This window comes from Kribbella sp. NPDC000426 (genome assembly GCF_040300265.1).
GTDB lineage: Bacteria > Actinomycetota > Actinomycetes > Propionibacteriales > Kribbellaceae > Kribbella.
In genome coordinates, this window is sequence record NZ_JBEPDK010000001.1 from 918,854 (window position 1) to 937,459 (window position 18,606).

Annotated in this window: 19 protein-coding genes; 9 read left to right on the plus strand and 10 right to left on the minus strand. The window is 68.4% G+C overall.

What is annotated here, in order from left to right; all coding sequences use genetic code 11:
* Nucleotides 1-37: 37 nt before the first annotated feature.
* Complete coding sequence (gene mtrA / locus ABT313_RS04440; RefSeq protein WP_130445425.1) at nucleotides 38-715, minus strand: MtrAB system response regulator MtrA; 678 nt, start codon at nucleotides 713-715, stop codon at nucleotides 38-40.
* A 212-nt stretch (nucleotides 716-927) separates the two neighbouring features.
* Between mtrA and ABT313_RS04445 the strand changes: the two genes are divergently transcribed.
* Genes ABT313_RS04445 through ABT313_RS04465 form a run of 5 tightly spaced genes read left to right on the plus strand, consistent with a single transcriptional unit; the run spans nucleotide 928 to nucleotide 5,966 of the window.
* Nucleotides 928-1,938, plus strand: a complete 1,011-nt coding sequence (locus tag ABT313_RS04445) for a hypothetical protein (protein ID WP_350848573.1) — start codon at nucleotides 928-930, stop codon at nucleotides 1,936-1,938.
* Nucleotides 1,935-2,567: a DUF4129 domain-containing protein gene (locus ABT313_RS04450; RefSeq protein ID WP_350848575.1), complete on the plus strand. Its 633-nt coding sequence runs from the start codon at nucleotides 1,935-1,937 to the stop codon at nucleotides 2,565-2,567. Before ABT313_RS04445 ends, ABT313_RS04450 begins: the two co-directional genes overlap by 4 nt.
* Nucleotides 2,564-3,706 (plus strand): DUF4350 domain-containing protein, encoded by a 1,143-nt coding sequence (locus tag ABT313_RS04455; protein ID WP_350848578.1) that lies wholly within the window; start codon nucleotides 2,564-2,566, stop codon nucleotides 3,704-3,706. The genes ABT313_RS04450 and ABT313_RS04455 overlap by 4 nt, the downstream gene beginning before the upstream one ends.
* Nucleotides 3,703-4,674, plus strand: a complete 972-nt coding sequence (locus ABT313_RS04460; protein ID WP_350848580.1) for an AAA family ATPase — start codon at nucleotides 3,703-3,705, stop codon at nucleotides 4,672-4,674. Before ABT313_RS04455 ends, ABT313_RS04460 begins: the two co-directional genes overlap by 4 nt.
* Nucleotides 4,674-5,966 carry a DUF58 domain-containing protein gene (locus tag ABT313_RS04465; RefSeq protein ID WP_350848581.1) on the plus strand — a complete coding sequence of 431 codons (1,293 nt, stop codon included), beginning with the start codon at nucleotides 4,674-4,676 and terminating at the stop codon, nucleotides 5,964-5,966. Before ABT313_RS04460 ends, ABT313_RS04465 begins: the two co-directional genes overlap by 1 nt.
* Here the strand turns inward: ABT313_RS04465 and ABT313_RS04470 are convergent.
* From ABT313_RS04470 to ABT313_RS04510, 9 genes are read right to left on the minus strand one after another with little or no spacing between them, the layout of a single operon-like run.
* Entirely contained in the window at nucleotides 5,963-6,646 is a 684-nt protein-coding gene (locus ABT313_RS04470) for a phosphotransferase (RefSeq protein WP_350848583.1), read from the minus strand. The two genes, ABT313_RS04465 and ABT313_RS04470, sit on opposite strands and share 4 nt — an antisense overlap.
* Entirely contained in the window at nucleotides 6,643-7,068 is a 426-nt protein-coding gene (locus ABT313_RS04475; RefSeq protein WP_350848584.1) for an SRPBCC family protein, read from the minus strand. Before ABT313_RS04475 ends, ABT313_RS04470 begins: the two co-directional genes overlap by 4 nt.
* Before the next feature lie 11 nt (nucleotides 7,069-7,079).
* Nucleotides 7,080-7,877, minus strand: coding sequence for a VOC family protein (locus ABT313_RS04480; protein ID WP_350848586.1), 798 nt, complete (start codon nucleotides 7,875-7,877; stop codon nucleotides 7,080-7,082).
* The gene (locus ABT313_RS04485) at nucleotides 7,877-8,209 is read right to left on the minus strand and encodes an ArsR/SmtB family transcription factor (RefSeq protein ID WP_350848588.1); all 333 of its coding nucleotides are present in this window, start codon (nucleotides 8,207-8,209) and stop codon (nucleotides 7,877-7,879) included. The genes ABT313_RS04480 and ABT313_RS04485 overlap by 1 nt, the downstream gene beginning before the upstream one ends.
* Nucleotides 8,210-8,268: 59 nt before the next feature.
* Nucleotides 8,269-9,201 carry an ABC transporter ATP-binding protein gene (locus ABT313_RS04490; protein ID WP_350848590.1) on the minus strand — a complete coding sequence of 311 codons (933 nt, stop codon included), beginning with the start codon at nucleotides 9,199-9,201 and terminating at the stop codon, nucleotides 8,269-8,271.
* Nucleotides 9,185-10,144 carry an ABC transporter ATP-binding protein gene (locus ABT313_RS04495; RefSeq protein WP_350848592.1) on the minus strand — a complete coding sequence of 320 codons (960 nt, stop codon included), beginning with the start codon at nucleotides 10,142-10,144 and terminating at the stop codon, nucleotides 9,185-9,187. The genes ABT313_RS04490 and ABT313_RS04495 overlap by 17 nt, the downstream gene beginning before the upstream one ends.
* Nucleotides 10,144-11,028 carry an ABC transporter permease gene (locus ABT313_RS04500; RefSeq protein WP_350848594.1) on the minus strand — a complete coding sequence of 295 codons (885 nt, stop codon included), beginning with the start codon at nucleotides 11,026-11,028 and terminating at the stop codon, nucleotides 10,144-10,146. The genes ABT313_RS04495 and ABT313_RS04500 overlap by 1 nt, the downstream gene beginning before the upstream one ends.
* A complete protein-coding gene (locus tag ABT313_RS04505) occupies nucleotides 11,025-12,047 on the minus strand; it encodes an ABC transporter permease (protein ID WP_350848596.1) in 1,023 nt (340 codons plus the stop codon). The genes ABT313_RS04500 and ABT313_RS04505 overlap by 4 nt, the downstream gene beginning before the upstream one ends.
* Nucleotides 12,044-13,843: an ABC transporter substrate-binding protein gene (locus ABT313_RS04510; RefSeq protein WP_350848599.1), complete on the minus strand. Its 1,800-nt coding sequence runs from the start codon at nucleotides 13,841-13,843 to the stop codon at nucleotides 12,044-12,046. Before ABT313_RS04510 ends, ABT313_RS04505 begins: the two co-directional genes overlap by 4 nt.
* A 179-nt stretch (nucleotides 13,844-14,022) precedes the next feature.
* Between ABT313_RS04510 and ABT313_RS04515 the strand changes: the two genes are divergently transcribed.
* From ABT313_RS04515 to ABT313_RS04530, 4 genes are read left to right on the plus strand one after another with little or no spacing between them, the layout of a single operon-like run.
* Nucleotides 14,023-15,492: an amidase gene (locus tag ABT313_RS04515; RefSeq protein WP_350848601.1), complete on the plus strand. Its 1,470-nt coding sequence runs from the start codon at nucleotides 14,023-14,025 to the stop codon at nucleotides 15,490-15,492.
* Nucleotides 15,493-15,526: 34 nt separating this feature from the next.
* Nucleotides 15,527-16,129 carry a TetR/AcrR family transcriptional regulator gene (locus ABT313_RS04520; RefSeq protein ID WP_350848603.1) on the plus strand — a complete coding sequence of 201 codons (603 nt, stop codon included), beginning with the start codon at nucleotides 15,527-15,529 and terminating at the stop codon, nucleotides 16,127-16,129.
* A gap of 2 nt (nucleotides 16,130-16,131) precedes the next feature.
* Nucleotides 16,132-17,016, plus strand: a complete 885-nt coding sequence (locus tag ABT313_RS04525; RefSeq protein ID WP_350848605.1) for an ABC transporter ATP-binding protein — start codon at nucleotides 16,132-16,134, stop codon at nucleotides 17,014-17,016.
* Nucleotides 17,013-18,599: an ABC transporter permease gene (locus tag ABT313_RS04530; RefSeq protein WP_350848607.1), complete on the plus strand. Its 1,587-nt coding sequence runs from the start codon at nucleotides 17,013-17,015 to the stop codon at nucleotides 18,597-18,599. The genes ABT313_RS04525 and ABT313_RS04530 overlap by 4 nt, the downstream gene beginning before the upstream one ends.
* Nucleotides 18,600-18,606 lie beyond the last annotated feature (7 nt).

Consider the following 18,606-nt stretch of genomic DNA (forward strand, 5'->3'; position numbering starts at 1 on the left):
GTGGCAGCCTGCGACTCTTGGCCGCGTCCGTACTCGATCAGTCCGCACCCGCCTTGTATCCGACCCCGCGGACCGTGACCACGATCTCCGGGTGCTCAGGGTCCTTCTCGATCTTGGAACGCAGCCGCTGGACGTGCACGTTCACCAGCCGGGTGTCGGCGGCGTGGCGGTAGCCCCAGACCTGCTCCAGCAGCACCTCGCGGGTGAACACCTGCCAGGGCTTCGACGCCAGGCAGACCAGCAGGTCGAACTCCAGCGGCGTCAGCTGGATCGTCTCGCCGGCCCGCTTCACCGAGTGGCCGGCCACGTCGATGGTCAGGTCGCCGATCGTCAGCGACTCCGGACCGGGCTCGTCCATCCGGCGCAGCCGGGCCCGGATCCGGGCCACCAGCTCCTTGGGCTTGAACGGCTTCACCACGTAGTCGTCGGCGCCGGACTCCAGGCCCAGCACCACGTCCACGGTGTCGCTCTTGGCGGTCAGCATCACGATCGGTACGCCGGACTCGGCCCGGATCGCCCGACAGACATCGATCCCGTCCATCCCCGGCAGCATCAGGTCGAGCAGCAGCAGATCGGGCTTGAACTCCCGGAATGCCGGTACCGCCTTGTCACCGGTTGCGACCAGATAGGTGTCGTAGCCCTCGTTGCGCAGCACGATGCTGAGCATCTCCGACAACGCGGTGTCGTCGTCGACGATGAGGATGCGGCCCCGCATCGTCCGGTTACCGTCTGCCACGCCCTACTCCTTGCCGTCCGATCGGTGTGCGCCCGGCGGGTGCCGGCCCGTGCGCACTACGGATAGTGTCCCATTCCCCTGGTAGTGCACACGCCGGATCGCCGTGTGACCCCGGGTTGGGCTGTGATCATCCGGGATCATGGTGCACTTCCGGGGTTCACCACAACTCACGTGCCGGGGAGGAGGACGCAGTGGCCGACCAGAACATGCATCTGCACGACGACGTGGCCACAGAGCCGCTGCGGCCGTGGCTGCCGGCCGATCTGCTCGACAACGCCGCCCGGACGATCTCCGACAACAAGACGATCATGCTGGGTCTCCCGGTGCTGGCCGGGATCGGACTGGTCGCGGTACAGGCCGTGCTCACCGAGGTCGCCGTGCCGGGTGGGCTCCCTGGGTTCTTCGGCGCCGACGACCCGTTCGGACAGGCCGGTGCGGCGCTTCTGCTCACCTACGGCCTGCAGGTGGTCCTGTTCTCGGTCGTGTCGAGCATGCTGTCCGGAATCATCGCTCTGGCCGCGGTGCGGAGTCAGCTGGCGCATGGGATCGGTCCGCGTGAGCTGCTGAAGCTGGTGCGACCTGCGCTGCCGGCACTGGCTGTCGTCGGCCTGTTGCAGTCGCTGTCGTTCATGCTGCTGATCGGCGGCTGGGGCCTGGCAGTGCTCGGGATCGGCGCCGGTGCGGACGCGGCGATCTCTTCGGACGTGGCCGGTGCGGTGGCCGTGGTGATGATGCTGGTCGGCGGCGTGCTCGTGCTGGTCTTCGGGATCAGGCTGGTGCTGGCCGGGACCGTCGTACTCATGGAGGGCCGGCACGCGCCGGACATCGGGCTCTACATTCCCGTCCGGGTGGGGGTGTGGGGCGCGCTGCGGCGGTCCTGGCAGCTGGTGAAGGGCAAGTTCTGGCGGGTGTTCGGGATCTTGCTGTTCGGCGGGCTGGTCGTGCAGATCATCGGGTACGCGCTGCAGTTCGGGATTACCGCGCTGGTGCTCACGCTCGGCTCGTGGGCAGACAGCAACGGGGCGACAGTGGTGACCGTCGTCGTCAGTGTGGCCGTGGGGATCTTCACGGTGATGATGCTGATCGCGAGCCTGGCGTTCATGTCCGCCGTACAGGCCCTGATCTACCTGGACCTCCGGGTCCGGCGGGAAGGTCTCGACCTGTGGATGCGGCCGGCCCTGCGCCTCGGGGAGACTGCGTGATCCTCTTCCTGCAGGAGCCGCCCGTCGACATCGATCGGGAGCGAGCCGCGCGTGAGGCCGCCGAGGAGCTGTCCAAGTCGACGTACCGGGACTCCGGCGGCTCGCTGATCCAGAAGGCGATCGGCAAGGTGCTGGACTGGATCGGCGATCTCCTGAACAGCCTGACGGGCTCATCTCCCAACGGGCACGCCGGTCTGGCCATGCTGATCGCACTGCTGGTGCTGGTGGTGCTCGTGGTCCTCTGGCGAGCCGGAGTACTACGCACCAGCCGCAGAGTGAAGTCGCAGGCCGTTTTCGACACCTCCCGGCCGGCTAGCGCGGCGGAGTACCGCGCGCTGGCAGAGCGGGAGGCTGCGTCCGGGGACTACGCTCTGGCGATCCGCAGCCGGTTCCGGGCGTGCGTAGCGGAGCTGACCGAGCGGACCGTGCTGGACGAGCGGGCAGGACGGACGGCGTACGAGGTGGTTGCCGATGCCTCGCGGATCGCGCCCGTACTGCGTGAACCGCTGCAGCCGGCCGCACTGGTGTTCACAGAGGTTGTCTACGGCAACCGTCCGGGGACGCCGGAGCGGTACGCCGCTGTGGTCGCTGCTGACGAGGCTGCACGCACCGCTCGGGTGGCTGTATGAGCACGCCGCTCGGGCGGAGCGCTGGTGAGAGCTGGCGGGTACTGCGGACGCCGCTGCTCGTCACTGGGCTGATTGTGCTCGCGGCGATCGTCATCCTGATCGCTACCTCGGCTCGGACGTCTGGGCCGTTCAGTCCGGATTCCACGGACTCGGACGGGGCCCGGGCGCTGGCGGCCTTGCTGGAGAACCACGGTGTCGACGTACACAGCACAGAGATGCTGGACGACGCCGTAGAGCCAGGTGAGGGCAAGGCGCTCATCATCGGTCCTGCGGGATCACTCGGTCGTCCTGACCTGGAGCGGATCGCTCAGGCTCGCTGGAGCCACCTGGTGCTCATCCGGCCCGACACTCGGGCGCTGGAGATCCTGGCGCCTGGTGTGCAGCAGACCGGTGATGTGTTGTCCTCGCGCAGCCGGGAGGCCGGGTGCGACCTGCCGGCCGCCGTTCAAGCAGGCACGGTCACCGTCAGCGGGTCGACGTACAGCGCACCCGCGGCGGCTGTCGCCTGCTACGGCGACGGCATCAACAACACGGTGATCCGGTTGGAGGTCGGCGACCGGATCGTCGACGTCGTCGGTACGCCGACGTCGTTCACCAACGCGCAGCTGGCCGACGACGGCAACGCGGCGCTGGCGCTCAACCTGATCGGCACGCACCAGGACCTGACCTGGTACCTGCCGCAGTTCGAGTCGACCGGCACCGGCACGAGCGACTCCGGCAGTGCCCCGCTGATACCGCCGGATGTCCGCTACATCGGCTGGGCATTGGCGTTCGCGGTACAGGTGGTGGCGATCTGGCGTGGGCGGCGGCTCGGTCCGGTCGTGGCTGAGCGGTTGCCGGTGATCGTGCACGCGGCGGAGACGACCGAGGGCCGGGCACGGCTCTACCGACGCTCCCGGGCTCGGGACCGCGCTGCGGCGGCGTTGCGCGAGTCGGCGCTCGGACAGCTGCAGAAGGCGCACGGCATCCCGCGGCGTGCAGATCCGTCGGCAGTGGTCGCCACAGTGGCCGCACGGACCGGGCGGGACCCGGTCATGCTGTACGAACTGCTCTACGGCCTGCCGCCGCTCTCTGACGCCGCACTGATGTCTTTGTCCCATGAACTCGACGTACTGACGCAGGAGGTACGGAAACCGTGACGACTACCGAAGTCACCGCCGAACAGGCCCGGCAGGCGCTGGTCGCGCTGCGGACCGAGATCGGCAAGGCGGTGGTCGGCCAGGACACTGCGGTGACCGCACTGGTGCTCGCCCTGCTCTGCCGCGGCCACGTGCTGCTGGAGGGCGTGCCCGGTACGGCGAAGACGCTGATGGTGCGGGCGCTGTCGACGGCGATGCGGCTGAACACCAAGCGCGTGCAGTTCACCCCGGACCTGATGCCGGGTGACGTCACCGGGTCGCTGGTGTACGACGCGAAGACGTCCGAGTTCGAGTTCCGCCCCGGACCGGTGTTCACGAACATCCTGCTGGCGGACGAGATCAACCGGACCCCGCCGAAGACACAGGCCGCGTTGCTGGAGGCAATGGAAGAGCGACAGGTCACAGTGGACGGCGAGCCGCGCAAGCTGCCCGCTCCGTTCGTAGTGGCCGCGACGCAGAACCCGGTGGAGTACGAGGGCACCTATCCGCTGCCGGAGGCTCAGCTGGACCGGTTCCTGCTGAAGGTGACACTGGACATCCCGCCGCGGGACGCCGAGATCGCAGTACTCGCTCGTCACGCGCAGGGGTTCGACCCGCGGGACCTGGAGGCGGCTGGACTGCGTCCCGTTGCCGGCCCGGAGGATCTGCTGGCCGGACAGAACGCAGTACGGCGGGTTGCCGTGCGGGACGACGTACTGGCCTACGTAGTGGACCTGTGCCGGGCCACGCGGCAGTCGCCGTCGCTGCAGCTCGGGGTGTCGCCGCGGGGCGCTACTGCATTGCTGGCGGTGTCGCGGGCCTGGGCGTGGCTGTCGGGGCGGGACTACGTGATTCCGGACGACGTGAAGGCGATGGCACGTCCTTGCCTTCGGCATCGAGTCCAGGTGCGTCCCGAGGCGGAGCTCGAGGGTGTGAGCGCGGACGCCGTACTGGAGAGCGTGCTCGCGACGGTGCCGGTACCGCGCTGATGGTGCTCACCGGGCGGGCTGGGGTGCTGGCTGCGGCCGGCGTGGTCTTCGTTGCCCTGGTGATGCCGTCGTGGGCCGGGGTCGGTCTGGTCGTCGCGGTCGTGCTGGTGGTGTGCGTGCTGGACATGCTGCTGGCCGGGTCGCCACGGCGGCTCCAGTTCAGCCGTGACGGGGACAACGCCGTACGGCTGGGTGAGCAAGCTGTTGTGCAGTTGCTGGTGACCAACCCCGGGCGGCGGGTGCGCGGGTGGTTGCGGGACGCATGGCCGCCATCTGCCGGCGTACAGGACCCGCCGCACAAGCTGGACCTGCCGTCCGGCGAGCGCCGGCGGTTGGTGACGCATCTGGTGCCGACTCGGCGTGGCGATCGGCATGCTGTGCGGGTGACGGTGCGGGCGTTCGGTCCGATGGGGTTTGCCGGGCGCCAAGGCTCACACCAGGTCCCGTGGACGGTCCGCGCGCTCCCACCCTTCAACAGCCGCAAGCATCTGCCTTCGCGGTTGGCCCGGTTGCGTGAGCTGGACGGGCGTACGGCGTTGCTGGTGCGCGGGCAGGGGACGGAGTTCGACTCGCTGCGGGACTACGTGCCCGGGGACGACGTACGGAGTATCGACTGGCGGGCCACGGCTCGCCGCGGCAACGTCGTACTGCGGACCTGGCGGCCCGAGCGGGATCGGCAGGTCGTCATCGTGATCGACTCCGGGCGGCTGTCGGCCGGACGGGTCGGGGACGCGCCGCGGCTGGATCATGCGATGGACGCGGCGCTGTTGCTGGCCGCGTTGGCGACGCGGGCCGGGGACCGGGTTTCGTTGCTGGCTTGCGACAGCGCGGTGCGTGCCGACGTACGGCGTCCGGCGCCGCAGGATGTGCTGCCGTCGTTCGTGAACGCGCTGGCGAACGTCGAGGCGGAGCTGGTGCAGACGGACTTCCGGATCGTTGTGTCACAGGTGCTGGAGCGGTTGGGCCAGCGGTCGCTGGTCGTGTTGCTGACCGGACTGGACCCAGCTGTCATCGAGGAGTCGTTGCTGCCGGTCATCGGGCCGCTCCTGCGGCGGCACGTCGTACTGCTCGCGTCTGTCGCCGACCCGCGCCTGACCGAGCTAGAGTCCGCCCGCACCGACCTCCCCGAGGTCTACGCCGCAGCCTCCGCCGCCCGCACCCGCCTCGACCGGGACCGCCTGACCGCCACCCTCACCCGAGCCGGCGTCACGGTGATCGACGAGAACCCCGACCAGATCGCACCAGCTCTCGCGGACACCTACCTGTCACTGAAGAAGGCCGGCCGACTCTAGAGAGCGGCTTCGAAGAGGGCGCGGTTGGTTGCTGTGAAGGTGTGTTCGCGGTGGGACCAGGTGATGCGTTCGGAGGACTCGGGGCAGGGGTGTTGGGACCAGAAGGTGGCGTTCTGGAGTTGGCGGGTGAGGGTGGCGGGGATCAGGTGTGGGCGGTCGGCGGCGGGTAGGGCGTAGGCGTCGGCCAGGACTCGGACCTGGCGAGCCTGGCGGACGGGATCGCCGTGCTTGGAGGCTATGCACCAGGTCCAGGCGGCGTACCCGAGGTCTTCCAGCGGGTCGCCGGGAGCGGCGAAGTCGAAGTCGATGAGGGCTGCCGGGAGGTCGTTCCGGAAGACGAAGTTGTTGGGGCCTGGGTCGTGGTGGCAGACGACCGGGTGGGGTGCTGCCAGGCGGCTGTTGCGGGTGGCGTCGTGGAAGGCGCGCAGCAGCGAGCCTGCGGCGGCGACCTGGTCGTCGGACCAGCGTTGGAAGCGGGCCGGCACCCAGCCGTCCAGGTACGTGAGGATTTCGCGGCCGGACTCGTCGACACCGAGGTGCTTCGGGGCAGCCGTGAAGCCTCGCTCTTCCAGCAGATGCAGGAGTTCTTCGGTCAGCGGACCGGCGGGGCGTCGTACGGTGTCGCCGACCCGTACGACGCCGGGCGTCATGCGACCGCCGCTCAGTGGCTCTTCGGTCATGCGGTACCGGGGCGCCGGTCGATCCAGTCCGACATCCAGTGGATGACGTTGCGCCAGAAGTAGAACGCCTGCTCGCCGCCAGGCAGCAGCGACTGTACGACGGTGACGCGGCAGCCCGCACCGGTCTCGGCGAAGTCGATCCGGGTCTCGGTGTCGTCGACCGAGCTGCGGTACGCGAACAGCGCGCCGGGCTCCCAATCGGTGATCCGGCCGATCTCGAGTACGTCGTCCGGCGGCGTGTACACCTCGAGGACGCGCCCGCCGACGCCCGGCTCGATCTGCATCGCGGTGGCCCGCGCGGCGTCGAAGAAGTTGATCGGCCCGCGGACCCACCACAGGTCGATCTCCTCGGTGAAGACCTTGAACGCGGTCGCCGGATCGACGCCGACCTCGATGGACGCGGTAGCTGATGCTTCGGTCATCAGGACTCGTTTCAGGGTTGGGTCGGGCGGGCCTGGAGGAAGGTCCAGCGATGGCCCTCGAGATCCTCGGCCTCGTACGAGCGGAAGCCGTACTGATGGATCTCCTGGACGATCTTGGCACCGTTGTCGCGGCTGCGGGCGAAGTGCGCGTCGAGGTCGTCGACGTACACCCAGGCGGCGTGATCCGCGGCCGGCGTACCCGGCTCGGTTCGCTTGCGGAGGATGATCGAGCAGGCACCGGCGTGCAGCTCGATCCAGCTCGGCTGCCGGCCTTCCTCCGGGATCCGGTCCCACGTCTCCAGGCCGAACACAGTGTGCAGCCAGCGGGCCGCGGCGGCGGGATCCTCGTAGGACAAGGCGATTGCGAGCCGTCCGACCTCGCGGGGCGTCGACGGCGCGGCTTCGCGACGCGTGACCCAGGCCGGGAACCAGTACAGGACGTTCTGCCACGAGTAGTCGGCCCTGGTCCCGCCGTCGACCAGCGCCTCGACCACGGTGACGCGCGTACCGCCGTCGATCGGGTCGAAGCTGATCGTGGTCTCGGTGTCGTCGACCGAGCTGCGGTACGTGAGCCGTTCACCCGGCTCCCAGGTCGTGATCACGCCCCGCTCCAGCGCGTCGTCGGCGTACACCTCGAGGATCCGGCCGCCGACACCTGGCTCGATGCGTACTTCGATCGCGCGGGCCGAGTCCCAGAAGTTGATCGGGCCGCGGACCCACCACAAGTCGATCTCCTCGGTGAAGATCGCGAACGCGGCCGGCGGCGCGACCGGAACCTCGACAGCGACCTCGACGGACTGCTCGGTCATCAGGACTCCTTCTGCTCGACATGACGTTTGAACGAGCCCAACTGGTCACGCCAGTGCGCCTGCACCTGATCCAGCCAGGCCTGCACGGCAACCACGGGCTCCGGGTTGAGCCGGAAGACACGGACCCGGGCATCGTCCGGCACCCGCTCATCGGCAACCAGCCCGGCCTCCAGCAGGATCCGCAGATGCCGGCTCATAGCCGGCGAAGATGCCCCCGTAGCCACCGCCAACTGCCCCGCCCGCCGCGGCCCCTCCCCCAGCAACTGCACAACCTGGCGCCGCGTTGGATCCGCCAGCACCTCGAAGAACCGGTCCACAGCATCTTCCGCCATGGCGCAATAGTTCTACCATCTGTTAACTATTGTCAACCGTCAGAACCACCCGGGATGGGCTAGTTGGCTAGATGGCAGGCGACTTGGGGGGCGGTTGTGGCAGGGAGGACAGCTAGTTGGGTGGTGGTGCAGGCGGGGGTGGCTTGGTCGGCGGCTAGTTGGGGGCAGCGGGGGTGGAAGCGGCAGCCCGTGGGGATGTGGGTGGGGTCCGGGGGTTCGCCGGTCAGGATGGTGCGTCGGGGGGAATCGGGGAGGACGGAGAGGAGGGCTTGGGTGTAGGGGTGTTGGGGGTTGGTGAGGATCGTTTCGGTGGGGCCGGATTCGACGATGCGGCCCAGGTACATGACGGCTACCCGGTCGGCGATGTTCCAGGCCAGGCCCAGGTCGTGGGTGACAACGAGGGCGGACAGGCCGAGGTCGTCGCGGAGGCGGAGGATCAGGGAGAGGATCTCCCCGCGGACCGAGGCGTCGAGGGACGCGACGGGTTCGTCGGCGACGAGGACCTTTGGGTCGAGGGCCAGTGCGCCGGCGATGACGACGCGTTGGCGTTGACCGCCGGAGAGTTCGTGCGGGTAGCGGTGGAAGAAGCGTTCGGGCGGGCGGAGACCGGCGCGCGACAACGCCGAGGAGACGATGGCTTCCTCGTCGGGGAGGCCGTGGATCCGGGGGCCTTCGGCAACTGCTTCGTAGACGGTGTGGCGGGGGTTGAGAGAGCCCATCGGGTCCTGGAGGACGAGTTGGACCTGGCGACGGAAGGCCTTCAGCGCGCGACCGGAGTAACTCAGCGGCGTACCGTCGTACGCGATCTGGCCGGCGGTAGGGCGTTCCAGGCCGAGGAGAGTGCGGGCGAGAGTGGTCTTGCCGCAGCCGGACTCGCCGACCAGGGCGACGATCTCGCCGGCGCCGATCGAGAGGTTGACGCCGTCGACGGCACGCGCGCGCCGACCACCGCGACCGGAGAACCCGACGTGCAGGTCAGTTGCCTCTAGCAAGAGTCTCCCCTACCAGGATGCAGGCGGCCGTCCGGTCACCGACCGGACGCAGTTGTACGTCGGACGTCGCGCACGTCTCGATCGCGACCGGACAACGCGGATGGAACGAGCACCCACCCGGCAACTGCTGCGGATCAGGCGGATCCCCGGCCAGCCCCCGCGGCGCGAGGCGAGATGCCGGATCGCCGACCGTCGGGAACGCGGCAGCCAGCGCCCGGCTGTACGGATGACGGAAGTCCCCCGACGACGGACCCAGCTCGACCAAGCGCCCGGCGTACATGACGGCCAGGCGGTCACACACGTCGGCCAGCACCGACAGGTCGTGCGAGATCATCAGCAGCGAGATCCCGTGCGAGGCGATCAGGTCGCGGACGAGCGTGAGCACCTGCGCCTGGACCATCAGGTCGAGCGCCGTCGTCGGTTCGTCGGCGACGATCAGTTGCGGCGAGCAAGCAAGCGCCATCGCAATCATGACTCGTTGCCGTTGGCCACCGCTCAGCTCGTGCGGATAGCTGCGCGCTCGCCAGGCCGGTAGCCCGACCTGTTCGAGCAGCTCCCGCACTCGCGCATCAGCGGCCGAGCCCGACGCCAACCGATGGACAACCAGCGGCTCGGCGATCTGATCACCGATCCGCTGAACCGGGTTGAGGCCATGCTGGGCGCCCTGGAACACGATCGATGCCGACGACCACCGTACGGCGCGCAGCCGGCCCCACTTCATCGCCAGAACGTCCTCGCCGTCGAGCAGGATGCGCCCGCCGACCACCGCCGACCGCGGCAGCAGCCGCAGCAACGCCAGGGCCACCGAGGACTTCCCGGACCCCGACTCGCCCGCCAGACCGACCGCCTCGCCCGCGGCGATCGACAACGATACACCTCGCACCGCAGGCACGTCGCCGGACCCGATGCGGTAGTTCACGGTCAGGTCGTCCAACTCGAGCATCAGGCTCCCCCGGTTCGTAGGCGCGGGTTGAGCACTGTCTCCAGAGCCCTTCCACACAAGGTGAAGGCCATCACGACGATGACGATGCAGAGACCCGGCAACAAGATGTACCACCAGGCGCCGGCGGTCGCCGCGCCCCAGTCGTAGGAGCCGCGCAGCATCGTCCCCCACGACGTCTTGTTCGCACTGACGCCGAGGAACGCCAGCGTCGACTCCGTCACGATCGCGCTGGCCACCTCCAGCGTCGTACTTGCCAGGAGCAACGGCGCGACGTTCGGCAGCACATGCCGGGTGGTGATGTGCCAGTGCCCGCCGCCGAGCGCCTGCGACCTCTCGATGTACGGGCGTGCCTCGACGGCCAGCGTCTGCGCACGGATCAGCCGCGCCGTCGACGGCCACGACGTCACGCCGATCGCCACGATGATCGTCGCCGTCGAACCGCCCAGGATCGCCGCGAGCACCAACGCGGTCACCAACGACGGCAGCACCAGGAACCAGTCGGTCACCCGCAGGATCACCGCACCGGCCCACCGCCGGAAGTGCCCGGCCGCGATCCCGAGCACGGTCCCGATCACCATGCTCAGCAGCGCCGCCAGGAACCCGATCAGCAGCGAGGTCCGCGAACCCCACCAGATCATCAGCAGCACCGACCGCCCCGACTCGTCCGTCCCGAGCGGGTCGCGCAGACTCGGCGGCGCCAGCTTCGCGCCGGTGCCGGACACCACGTTCGTCACGCCGGCGTCGATCAACAGCGGCGCGATCAGCGCCAGTACGACGGCGACCGCTAGAATCACCAGCCCGGCGACCCCGGCCCGGTGTGTGCGGAAGTCGGACCAGAACCGCCCCGCGGCGCGCCGTCGACGTACCCAGGTCACGCTGCTCATGCCGACCTCACCCGCGGATCCAGCACGTGATAGATCACGTCGGCCAGCGTGTTCATCAGGATCACCGACACCGTGATCAGCAGGAAAGTCCCCTGCATCAACGTGAAGTCCGGCACCCGGATCGCTTCGTAGAACAGCTGTCCGAGCCCCGGCCAGCTGAAGATCGCCTCGACCGTCACGGCGCCCCCGACCACGAATCCGATCCGCATGAACACCAGCGTCACCGTCGGCAGCAGCGCGTTCGGCACGGCGTGCTTGCGCCGTACGTCGTCATCACGCAAACCCTTCGCCCGCGCCGTCGTGATGTAGTCCTGCCCGACCTCGTCGATCACCGACGACCGCATCACCAGCAGGTACTGCGCATAGACGACCGCGACCAGCGTCAGACACGGCAACACCATGTGTACGCCGACATCCAGCACGCCTGCGAACCCGTCGGGCTTGTCGACGCTCGAACTCCCGCGCGTCGGGAAGACCCCCGGGATCGGCCCGATCCCGGCCGCGAACACCATCAGCAGCAACAACCCGAGCCAGAACGTCGGAACCGACCAGAGGACCAGCGAGATCGCGGTCGACACCTTGTCGAACCGGCTGCCCGGCTTCCACCCGGCGCGCGCACCCTGCCACAGGCCCAGGCTGACGGCGATGACCAGCGCCGTACCGGTCAGCAGCAGCGTCGACCCGATCCGCTCACCGATCAGGTCGACCACCGGCCGCTTGTACTCGTACGAGACGCCGAGATCGAACCGCAGCGTCTGTTTGACGAAGTGCAGGAACTGTTCGGGGATCGGCTTGTCGAGCCCGAGCCGGGCCCGTTCGAGATCCAGTTGTTCCGGCGTCATGTTCCGGCCCTGCGCCAACGCCCGGACCGGGTCGCCGGGCAGCAGACGGAACAGGAAGAACGTCGCGACGATCACCATCGCGATGCTGAGCAGCGCCCCGCCCGCCTTGGTCGCCGCGTAGCGCAGCAGACCGTGGCGAGCAGGGCTCTGCTCAGGAGCTTCGACCGTGACCGTCATTCGCGGTCGTCGTCTCCGTTGCGGCGACGCTTCGGCAGGAAGACCGCGACGAGCGCCACGACGAGGATCGCGGCGGCCCCCACGATCAGCCAGGTGTGCGAGCCGCCGCCGGAGTCCGACGCGCCGTCCTTCGACACCGCCTCCAGTGTGTAGAACGGCCAGTACCCGGAACCGCCGTACAGCAGGCCCTTGTCCTCCGGGATCGGCGTGATGGCGGCGATCCGGTCCTTGCGATAGCCCTCGAGGTCGTTCGGGTAGTACAGCGCGATCACCGGCGCATCGACGTACAGCCGCTCCTCCATCTTCTTGATGATGTCGGCGCGCTTGGTGCGGTCGAGCTCCTTCTGCTGTTGCAGGTACAGGCTTTCGTACTGCGGGTCGCAGTAGAACGACTCGGTCCCGCCACCCTGTCCGTTCGCGGTCGGACGCCGGCTGCAGAGGTGCGTGCCGAGCACCTCCTCCGGGTCGGGGTTCACCGACCAGCCGCTGATCGCGATGTCGAAGAGCGCCGTCGTGCCGGTCTCCTCGGTGAACTTGCTGGAGTCGAGCCGCTTGGTCGTCAGCGTGATGCCGATCTCCTTGAACCAGCCGGTCAGATACTCCGCGAGCTTGTCCTCGATCGGCGTGTCGGTGTGGATGCTGAACCGGAACTGCAGCTTCCGCGACCCGTCCGGCATCGTCCGTACGCCGTCAGGTCCCTTCTTGTACCCGGCGTCGTCGAGGATCTTGTTGGCCTTGGCGAGATCGAACGTCACCTTCTCGGCGCCGCTCGCTTCCCAGAAGAAGTCCTTGTACAGCGGCGGAATGATCGACCCGTCGGCCGGTGTCGCGAGCCCGCCCTGCACCTCGTCGACCAGCTTCTGCTTGTCGATCGCGTAGTGCAGCGCCGTCCGGACCCTGGGATCCTCGAGCGCCGGGTGGCCGTCGCCGATCGGCTTGTTGTCGCTGGTCGTCGCGCCGTGGTTGATCTGCAGGTACGCCGCCCGCCGGCCCTGCGTGTTCCACTGGACGATGGTGTCGTCGCCCTTCAGCGACTCGAAGTCCGGCGGGTTGAGCCGGCCGATCAGGTCGATGTCGCCCTTCTTCAGCCCGACGATCGAGGCCGCAGGGTTGTCGTAGAAGATCACCTGTAGCTCGTCGATCTTCGGGCGGCCACGCCAGTACGACGGGTTCGCCTCGAGCCGGACGAACTGGTCCTTCTTGTGCTCGACCGCGACGTACGGTCCGCTGCCGACCGTCGGGTACACCTCGGCGTCGTACTCCGAGATGCTCTTGACCTTCTCCCAGACGTGCTTGGGCATGACCGGCACGGGGTTGTCGAGCATGCTCGCCTGCGGCGTCTTGAGCTTGATCGTCAGTTCCTGGCCGTTCGCGGTGACGCTCCGGAAGTTCGCGACCGCCGGGCCGTTGCCGGTCTTGGCGCCGTCGTCGGTGATCATCTTGTTGAACGTCCAGGCCGCGTCGTCGGCCGTGATCGGCTGCCCGTCGGACCACTTCGCCGGCCGGATCTTGAATGTCCAGGTCAGCCCGTCCGGCGACGTCGTCCACGACTCGGCGAGGTCCGGGCTGGGTTGCAGCGTCTTCGAGTCCGGCACGGTGAGGAAGCCGTAGATCATCCGCTGGATCGAGCCGGTGACGAGGCGCACCGCCAGGAACGGATTCATCGAGTCGACCGACTGCGTCACCCCGATCTTGATGACCTTCTTCGGTGTGTCCTCCTGCGGCCGCGCGTACGCCGTACCGGGCAGCACACCCAGTAAGCACAACGCCGCCAGCCCCGCCAACAGCTTCCTCATGGGCCGCCCCACCTTCCCCAGCCGGTGTTGGTGTTTGGGGAAGAAACCACACCAGCGGACACCCCTCTGTCAACAAGCAACGACTCTTTGTCACATGGAAGTAACCTTCTTACCGGTCCGATCCGGTTGCGTGAACTGGGGTTTCGTGGCCTTCCTCGGGTGTCGTTAGCGTCCGGCGCATGGACTGGAATCTTCAGACAGCGGAAGACCTGGCGGCCGCGTTGCGGGCCGGCGAAGTGAGCTCGGCGGAGCTGACCGATGAGGCGATCGACCGGATCGAGCGGGACGACAAGGCGATCAATGCGATCTGTGTGCGGGACTTCGAGCGGGCCCGGGCAGCGGCGCGCGATGCCGACCAAGCGCGTGCCCGCGGCGAGGACCGGCCGCTGCTCGGGATTCCGGTGACGGTCAAGGAGTCGTACGACATGGCGGGGCTGCCCACGACCTGGGGTATGCCGCAGTTCCGGGACTACGTGCCGGACGAGGACGCCGTTCAGGTGTCGCGACTCAAGGCCGCGGGTGCGGTGATCCTGGGCAAGACCAACGTGCCCTTGGGGTTGCAGGACATCCAGAGCTTCAACGAGATCTACGGAACCACCAGCAATCCTTGGGATCACGACCGTACGTCGGGCGGGTCGTCCGGCGGATCGGCGGCGGCGCTGGCGTTGGGGTTCGGTGCGCTGTCGATCGGCTCCGACCTGGCCGGCTCGCTGCGTACCCCGGCACATTTCTGCGGCATCTACGCGCACAAGCCGACCCTCGGCCTGACGGCGACCCGCGGCATGATCGCGCCACCGGGACCCGCATGGCCGGTGGAGATCGACCTCGCCGTCGCCGGCCCGATGGCGCGCAGCGCCCGCGACCTCATGCTCCTGCTCGACGTCATGGCCGGACCGGACCCGCTGACGCTGGGCAAGGCGTACGACGTGACGCTGCCGCCGGCGCGCCACGAGCGGCTCAGCGACTTCCGGGTCCTGGTGGTCGACGAGCATCCGCTCATCCCGACCGGTTCCGCCGTACGAGCAGGCGTGAACCGGGTGGCCGACGCACTCGCCGACGGTGGCGCGCGCGTCGACCGCCGTACTCCGCTGCTGCCTGATCTGGCCGAAGCCGCGACGATCTACATGCAGTTGCTGTTCTCCGGCTCTGTGGCGCGGTTCCCTGTCGACGCCTACGAGGAACTGCAGGCCCGCGCGGCCGCATTGAGCCCGGACGACCAGGGTCTCGCTGCCGCCCAATTGCGTGCGATGGTGTTGAGCCACCGCGACTGGCTCGAGACCAACAACCGCCGCGAGATCCATCGTCACGGCTGGCGGCAGTTCTTCGCCGAGTACGACGCCGTGGTGTGCCCGATCACGCCGACGCCCGCGTTCCCTCACGACCACAACCCCAACCCGCTCGAACGCCGGCTCGACATCGACGGCGCCGCCTACCCGTACTTCGACCAGCTCGCCTGGGCCGGCGTACCCACCATGCCCGGCCTCCCCGCCACTGCCATCCCAACCGGCCGAACCGCCAACGGCCTGCCAGTCGGCGTACAACTCATCGGCCCCATGTTCGAGGACCGCACTCCGCTGCGCCTGGCCGAGCTCCTGGAGCGGGACCTGGGCGGCTTCCAACCACCGCGACTTGACTACACGATCGTGTAGTAGTTTGCTGTTGTGTGTAGGGAAGGAGAGTGGAGTGGATCGTGCGGCTGAGGATCTGACGGCGCGGGCCCGGATTCGGGACGCAGCCATCAGGCTGTTCGGGGAGCGTGGGATCGAGGGCGCCTCGATCCGGGACATCGCTGCCGAGGCAGGGGTGTCGTCGGGGCTCGTTCGGCATCACTTCGGGTCGAAGGAGGCGCTGCGGGACGCCTGCGACCGGTACGCGAAGGATCGGATGATCCAGATCGGCGAGGAGCTTACGCAGGGCGGAGATCTCACCGGGCTCGATCCGCTCGTGCTGCATCCGATCGCGTTTCCGCTGCAGCTGTACATCGTCCGCTCGATGATGGACGGCTCCGAGACCGCGACCGCGCTGTTCCTCGAAGGCGTCGACGCGGTCGAGGCGTGGGCCAGTAGTTACGGCATCAAGCCGAAGGACCCTCGCGGGTACGCCGCCGCGCTGGCCGCGATCAAGCTCAGCGTCTTCATCCTGCGCGACCAGGTCTCCAAGGCGCTCGGCGAGGACATCACCACCCCGGCGGGCTACAACCGGATCGGCCAGGCCCTGATGGAGGTCTTCACGATCCCGCTACTCACCCCGGAACAAATCGACAAGATTCGGAAACAGGAGAAGTGATCATGCCGGCTGCGATCAGCACGGAAGGTCTGGTCAAGTCGTTCGGGCGGACCTTTGCCCTGGACGGTCTCGATCTCACGGTGCGAACCGGTGAGGTGCACGGGTTCCTCGGCCCGAACGGCGCGGGGAAGACCACCACCATTCGCATCCTGTTGGGGATGACCCGCGCGGACGAGGGGACCGCGCGGGTCCTCGGCGGCGATCCCTGGTCGGACGCGACCGAGCTGCATCGCCGTCTGGCCTACGTTCCCGGCGATGTGACGCTGTGGCCGAACCTGTCCGGCGGCGAGGCGATCGACCTACTCGGCCGGATGCGCGGCGGGATTGACAAGTTGCGCAAGGCCGAGCTGCTCGAGCGCTTCGACCTGGACCCGCGGAAGAAGGCCCGCGCGTACTCGAAGGGCAACCGCCAGAAGGTCGCCCTGGTCGCCGCGTTCGCCTCCGACGTCGAACTGCTGCTGCTCGACGAGCCGACGAGCGGTCTCGACCCGTTGATGGAAGAGGTGTTCCGGGAGGTCGTCCAGGAGACCGGTCGGACAGTTCTGCTGTCCAGCCACATCCTGTCCGAGGTCGAGGCGCTCTGCGACCGGGTGACGATCATCCGGGCCGGCCGTGCGGTCGAGAGCGGCACGCTGTCCGAGTTGCGGCATCTGACGCGTACGTCGATCCAGGCCGAGCTGGTCGGTCCGATGAACGGGCTGGCCCAGCTCAGCGGCGTACACGATCTCAGGGAGAACGAGGGCAAGGTCCAGTTCGACGTCGACACGGACGAGATCAACCCGGTGCTGCGGCGGCTGACCGAGATCGGCGTACGGAGTCTGGTGAGCCAGCCGCCGTCGCTGGAGGAGCTGTTCCTGCGGCTGTACGAACCCGAGGCGGTGAAATGAAGAACCTCGCGGGTACCGGCGGGCTGATCCGGCTGATCCTGCGGCGGGACCGCATCGTCCTGCCGTTGTGGATCGTGCTGCTGGTCGCGATCTCAGTCAGCTACGTGAAGGAGTACGGCGATCTCTTCCCGACGCCGGACTCCCGCATCAAGTACGCGAGCAACGCCGGCTTCATCACCCTGTACGGCGAACTGTCCGGGCCGAGCCTGGGCGAGTTCGTCACCTGGCGGCTCGGATTCGTGCCGGTGATGGTCGGGCTGATCAGCCTGCTCACGGTCATCCGGCACACCCGGGTCGAGGAGGAGACCGGCCGTCGCGAGTTGCTCGGGGCAACCGTCATCGGGCGGCACGCACAGCTCGCCGCCGCGCTGATCACGGTCCTCGGCGCGAACCTCGCCCTGGGTGTATTACTTGCCCTCGGCATGCACAGCCAGAACTTGCCGGCCGCCGGATCGGTTGCCATTGGCATCGTTTACGCCGGCACCGGCTGGTTCTTCGCGGCCGTCGGCGCGGTGGCGGCGCAACTGACGGCCAGTGCCGGTACGGCGCGTGGTATCGCGATCGGTGTGCTCGGCGGCGCCTACGTACTGCGGGCGGCCGGCGACACCAGCGCGCACACGGACGGACCGCTTGCCTGGTTGTCGTACCTGTCCCCGATCGCCTGGGCCCAGCGGATCCATCCGTACGCCGAGAACCGCTGGTGGCTGGGTGTTCTGATGCTCGCGGCAACCATCGTGCTGGTGACGACGGCCGTCGTTCTCGCGACCAGGCGGGACATCGGCGCCGGGCTGTTGCCGGACAAGCTCGGCCCCGCGGACGGGACGCTCGGCTCTCCGCTCGCGCTCGCCTGGCGGCTGCACCGCGGTCTTCTCGCGGCGTGGACGGTCGGATTCGCCTTGCTGGGCTTGTTGTTCGGCGGTGTGGCCAAGGGTGTCGGCGACATGATGAAGGACGACCCGACGATCCAGGAGATGTTCCAGCGGATGGGCGGGTCGGCCGGACTGATCGACTCGTTCCTGGCCGGGGTGATGACGCTGGTCGGGTTGATCGCGTCGGCGTACGCCGTACAGGCCACGTTGCGGATGCGCGTCGAGGAGAGCAGCGGACGCGCCGAGCCCGTGCTGGCGACCGCGACGAGTCGCTGGCAGTGGGCCGCAAGCCATCTCGTTTTCAGCCTGCTCGGTCCGGCGGTCGCTCTGCTCGCGGCGGGTGTGGCCGAGGGGCTCGCGTACGGTGTCGCGATCGGCGACGTCGGCGGGCAACTACCACGATTGATCGGCGCCGCACTCGCACAACTCCCGGCCGTATGGGTGCTCGCCGCGATCGCCATCGCAATCTTCGGCTTCTTCCCCCAGGCCTCGATGATCTCGTGGGCCGGACCAACCATCTGCATCCTGATCGGCCTGGTAAGCGCAGGCGTAGCCACAGCCGGCTGGATCCGCAACATCTCCCCCTTCACCCACCTCCCGTCCCTGCCCGGCGGTTCGGTCTCCGCCGGCCCACTGATCGCCTTGCTCGCAATCGCCGTAATCGTGGGCTTCGCGGGCCTCGTCGGCCTCCGCCGCCGGGATCTTCCCGCCTGACCATGTC

What these genes read in the sequence shown, in the direction of transcription:
- mtrA (WP_130445425.1), bottom strand. Translation starts at nt 715, where the DNA reads ATGCGGGGCCGCATCCTCATCGTCGACGACGACACCGCGTTGTCGGAG.
- ABT313_RS04455 (WP_350848578.1), top strand. Translation starts at nt 2,564, where the DNA reads ATGAGCACGCCGCTCGGGCGGAGCGCTGGTGAGAGCTGGCGGGTACTG.
- ABT313_RS04465 (WP_350848581.1), top strand. Translation starts at nt 4,674, where the DNA reads ATGGTGCTCACCGGGCGGGCTGGGGTGCTGGCTGCGGCCGGCGTGGTC.
- ABT313_RS04470 (WP_350848583.1), bottom strand. Translation starts at nt 6,646, where the DNA reads ATGACCGAAGAGCCACTGAGCGGCGGTCGCATGACGCCCGGCGTCGTA.
- ABT313_RS04475 (WP_350848584.1), bottom strand. Translation starts at nt 7,068, where the DNA reads ATGACCGAAGCATCAGCTACCGCGTCCATCGAGGTCGGCGTCGATCCG.
- ABT313_RS04480 (WP_350848586.1), bottom strand. Translation starts at nt 7,877, where the DNA reads ATGACCGAGCAGTCCGTCGAGGTCGCTGTCGAGGTTCCGGTCGCGCCG.
- ABT313_RS04485 (WP_350848588.1), bottom strand. Translation starts at nt 8,209, where the DNA reads ATGGCGGAAGATGCTGTGGACCGGTTCTTCGAGGTGCTGGCGGATCCA.
- ABT313_RS04495 (WP_350848592.1), bottom strand. Translation starts at nt 10,144, where the DNA reads ATGCTCGAGTTGGACGACCTGACCGTGAACTACCGCATCGGGTCCGGC.
- ABT313_RS04500 (WP_350848594.1), bottom strand. Translation starts at nt 11,028, where the DNA reads ATGAGCAGCGTGACCTGGGTACGTCGACGGCGCGCCGCGGGGCGGTTC.
- ABT313_RS04505 (WP_350848596.1), bottom strand. Translation starts at nt 12,047, where the DNA reads ATGACGGTCACGGTCGAAGCTCCTGAGCAGAGCCCTGCTCGCCACGGT.
- ABT313_RS04510 (WP_350848599.1), bottom strand. Translation starts at nt 13,843, where the DNA reads ATGAGGAAGCTGTTGGCGGGGCTGGCGGCGTTGTGCTTACTGGGTGTG.
- ABT313_RS04515 (WP_350848601.1), top strand. Translation starts at nt 14,023, where the DNA reads ATGGACTGGAATCTTCAGACAGCGGAAGACCTGGCGGCCGCGTTGCGG.
- ABT313_RS04525 (WP_350848605.1), top strand. Translation starts at nt 16,132, where the DNA reads ATGCCGGCTGCGATCAGCACGGAAGGTCTGGTCAAGTCGTTCGGGCGG.
- ABT313_RS04530 (WP_350848607.1), top strand. Translation starts at nt 17,013, where the DNA reads ATGAAGAACCTCGCGGGTACCGGCGGGCTGATCCGGCTGATCCTGCGG.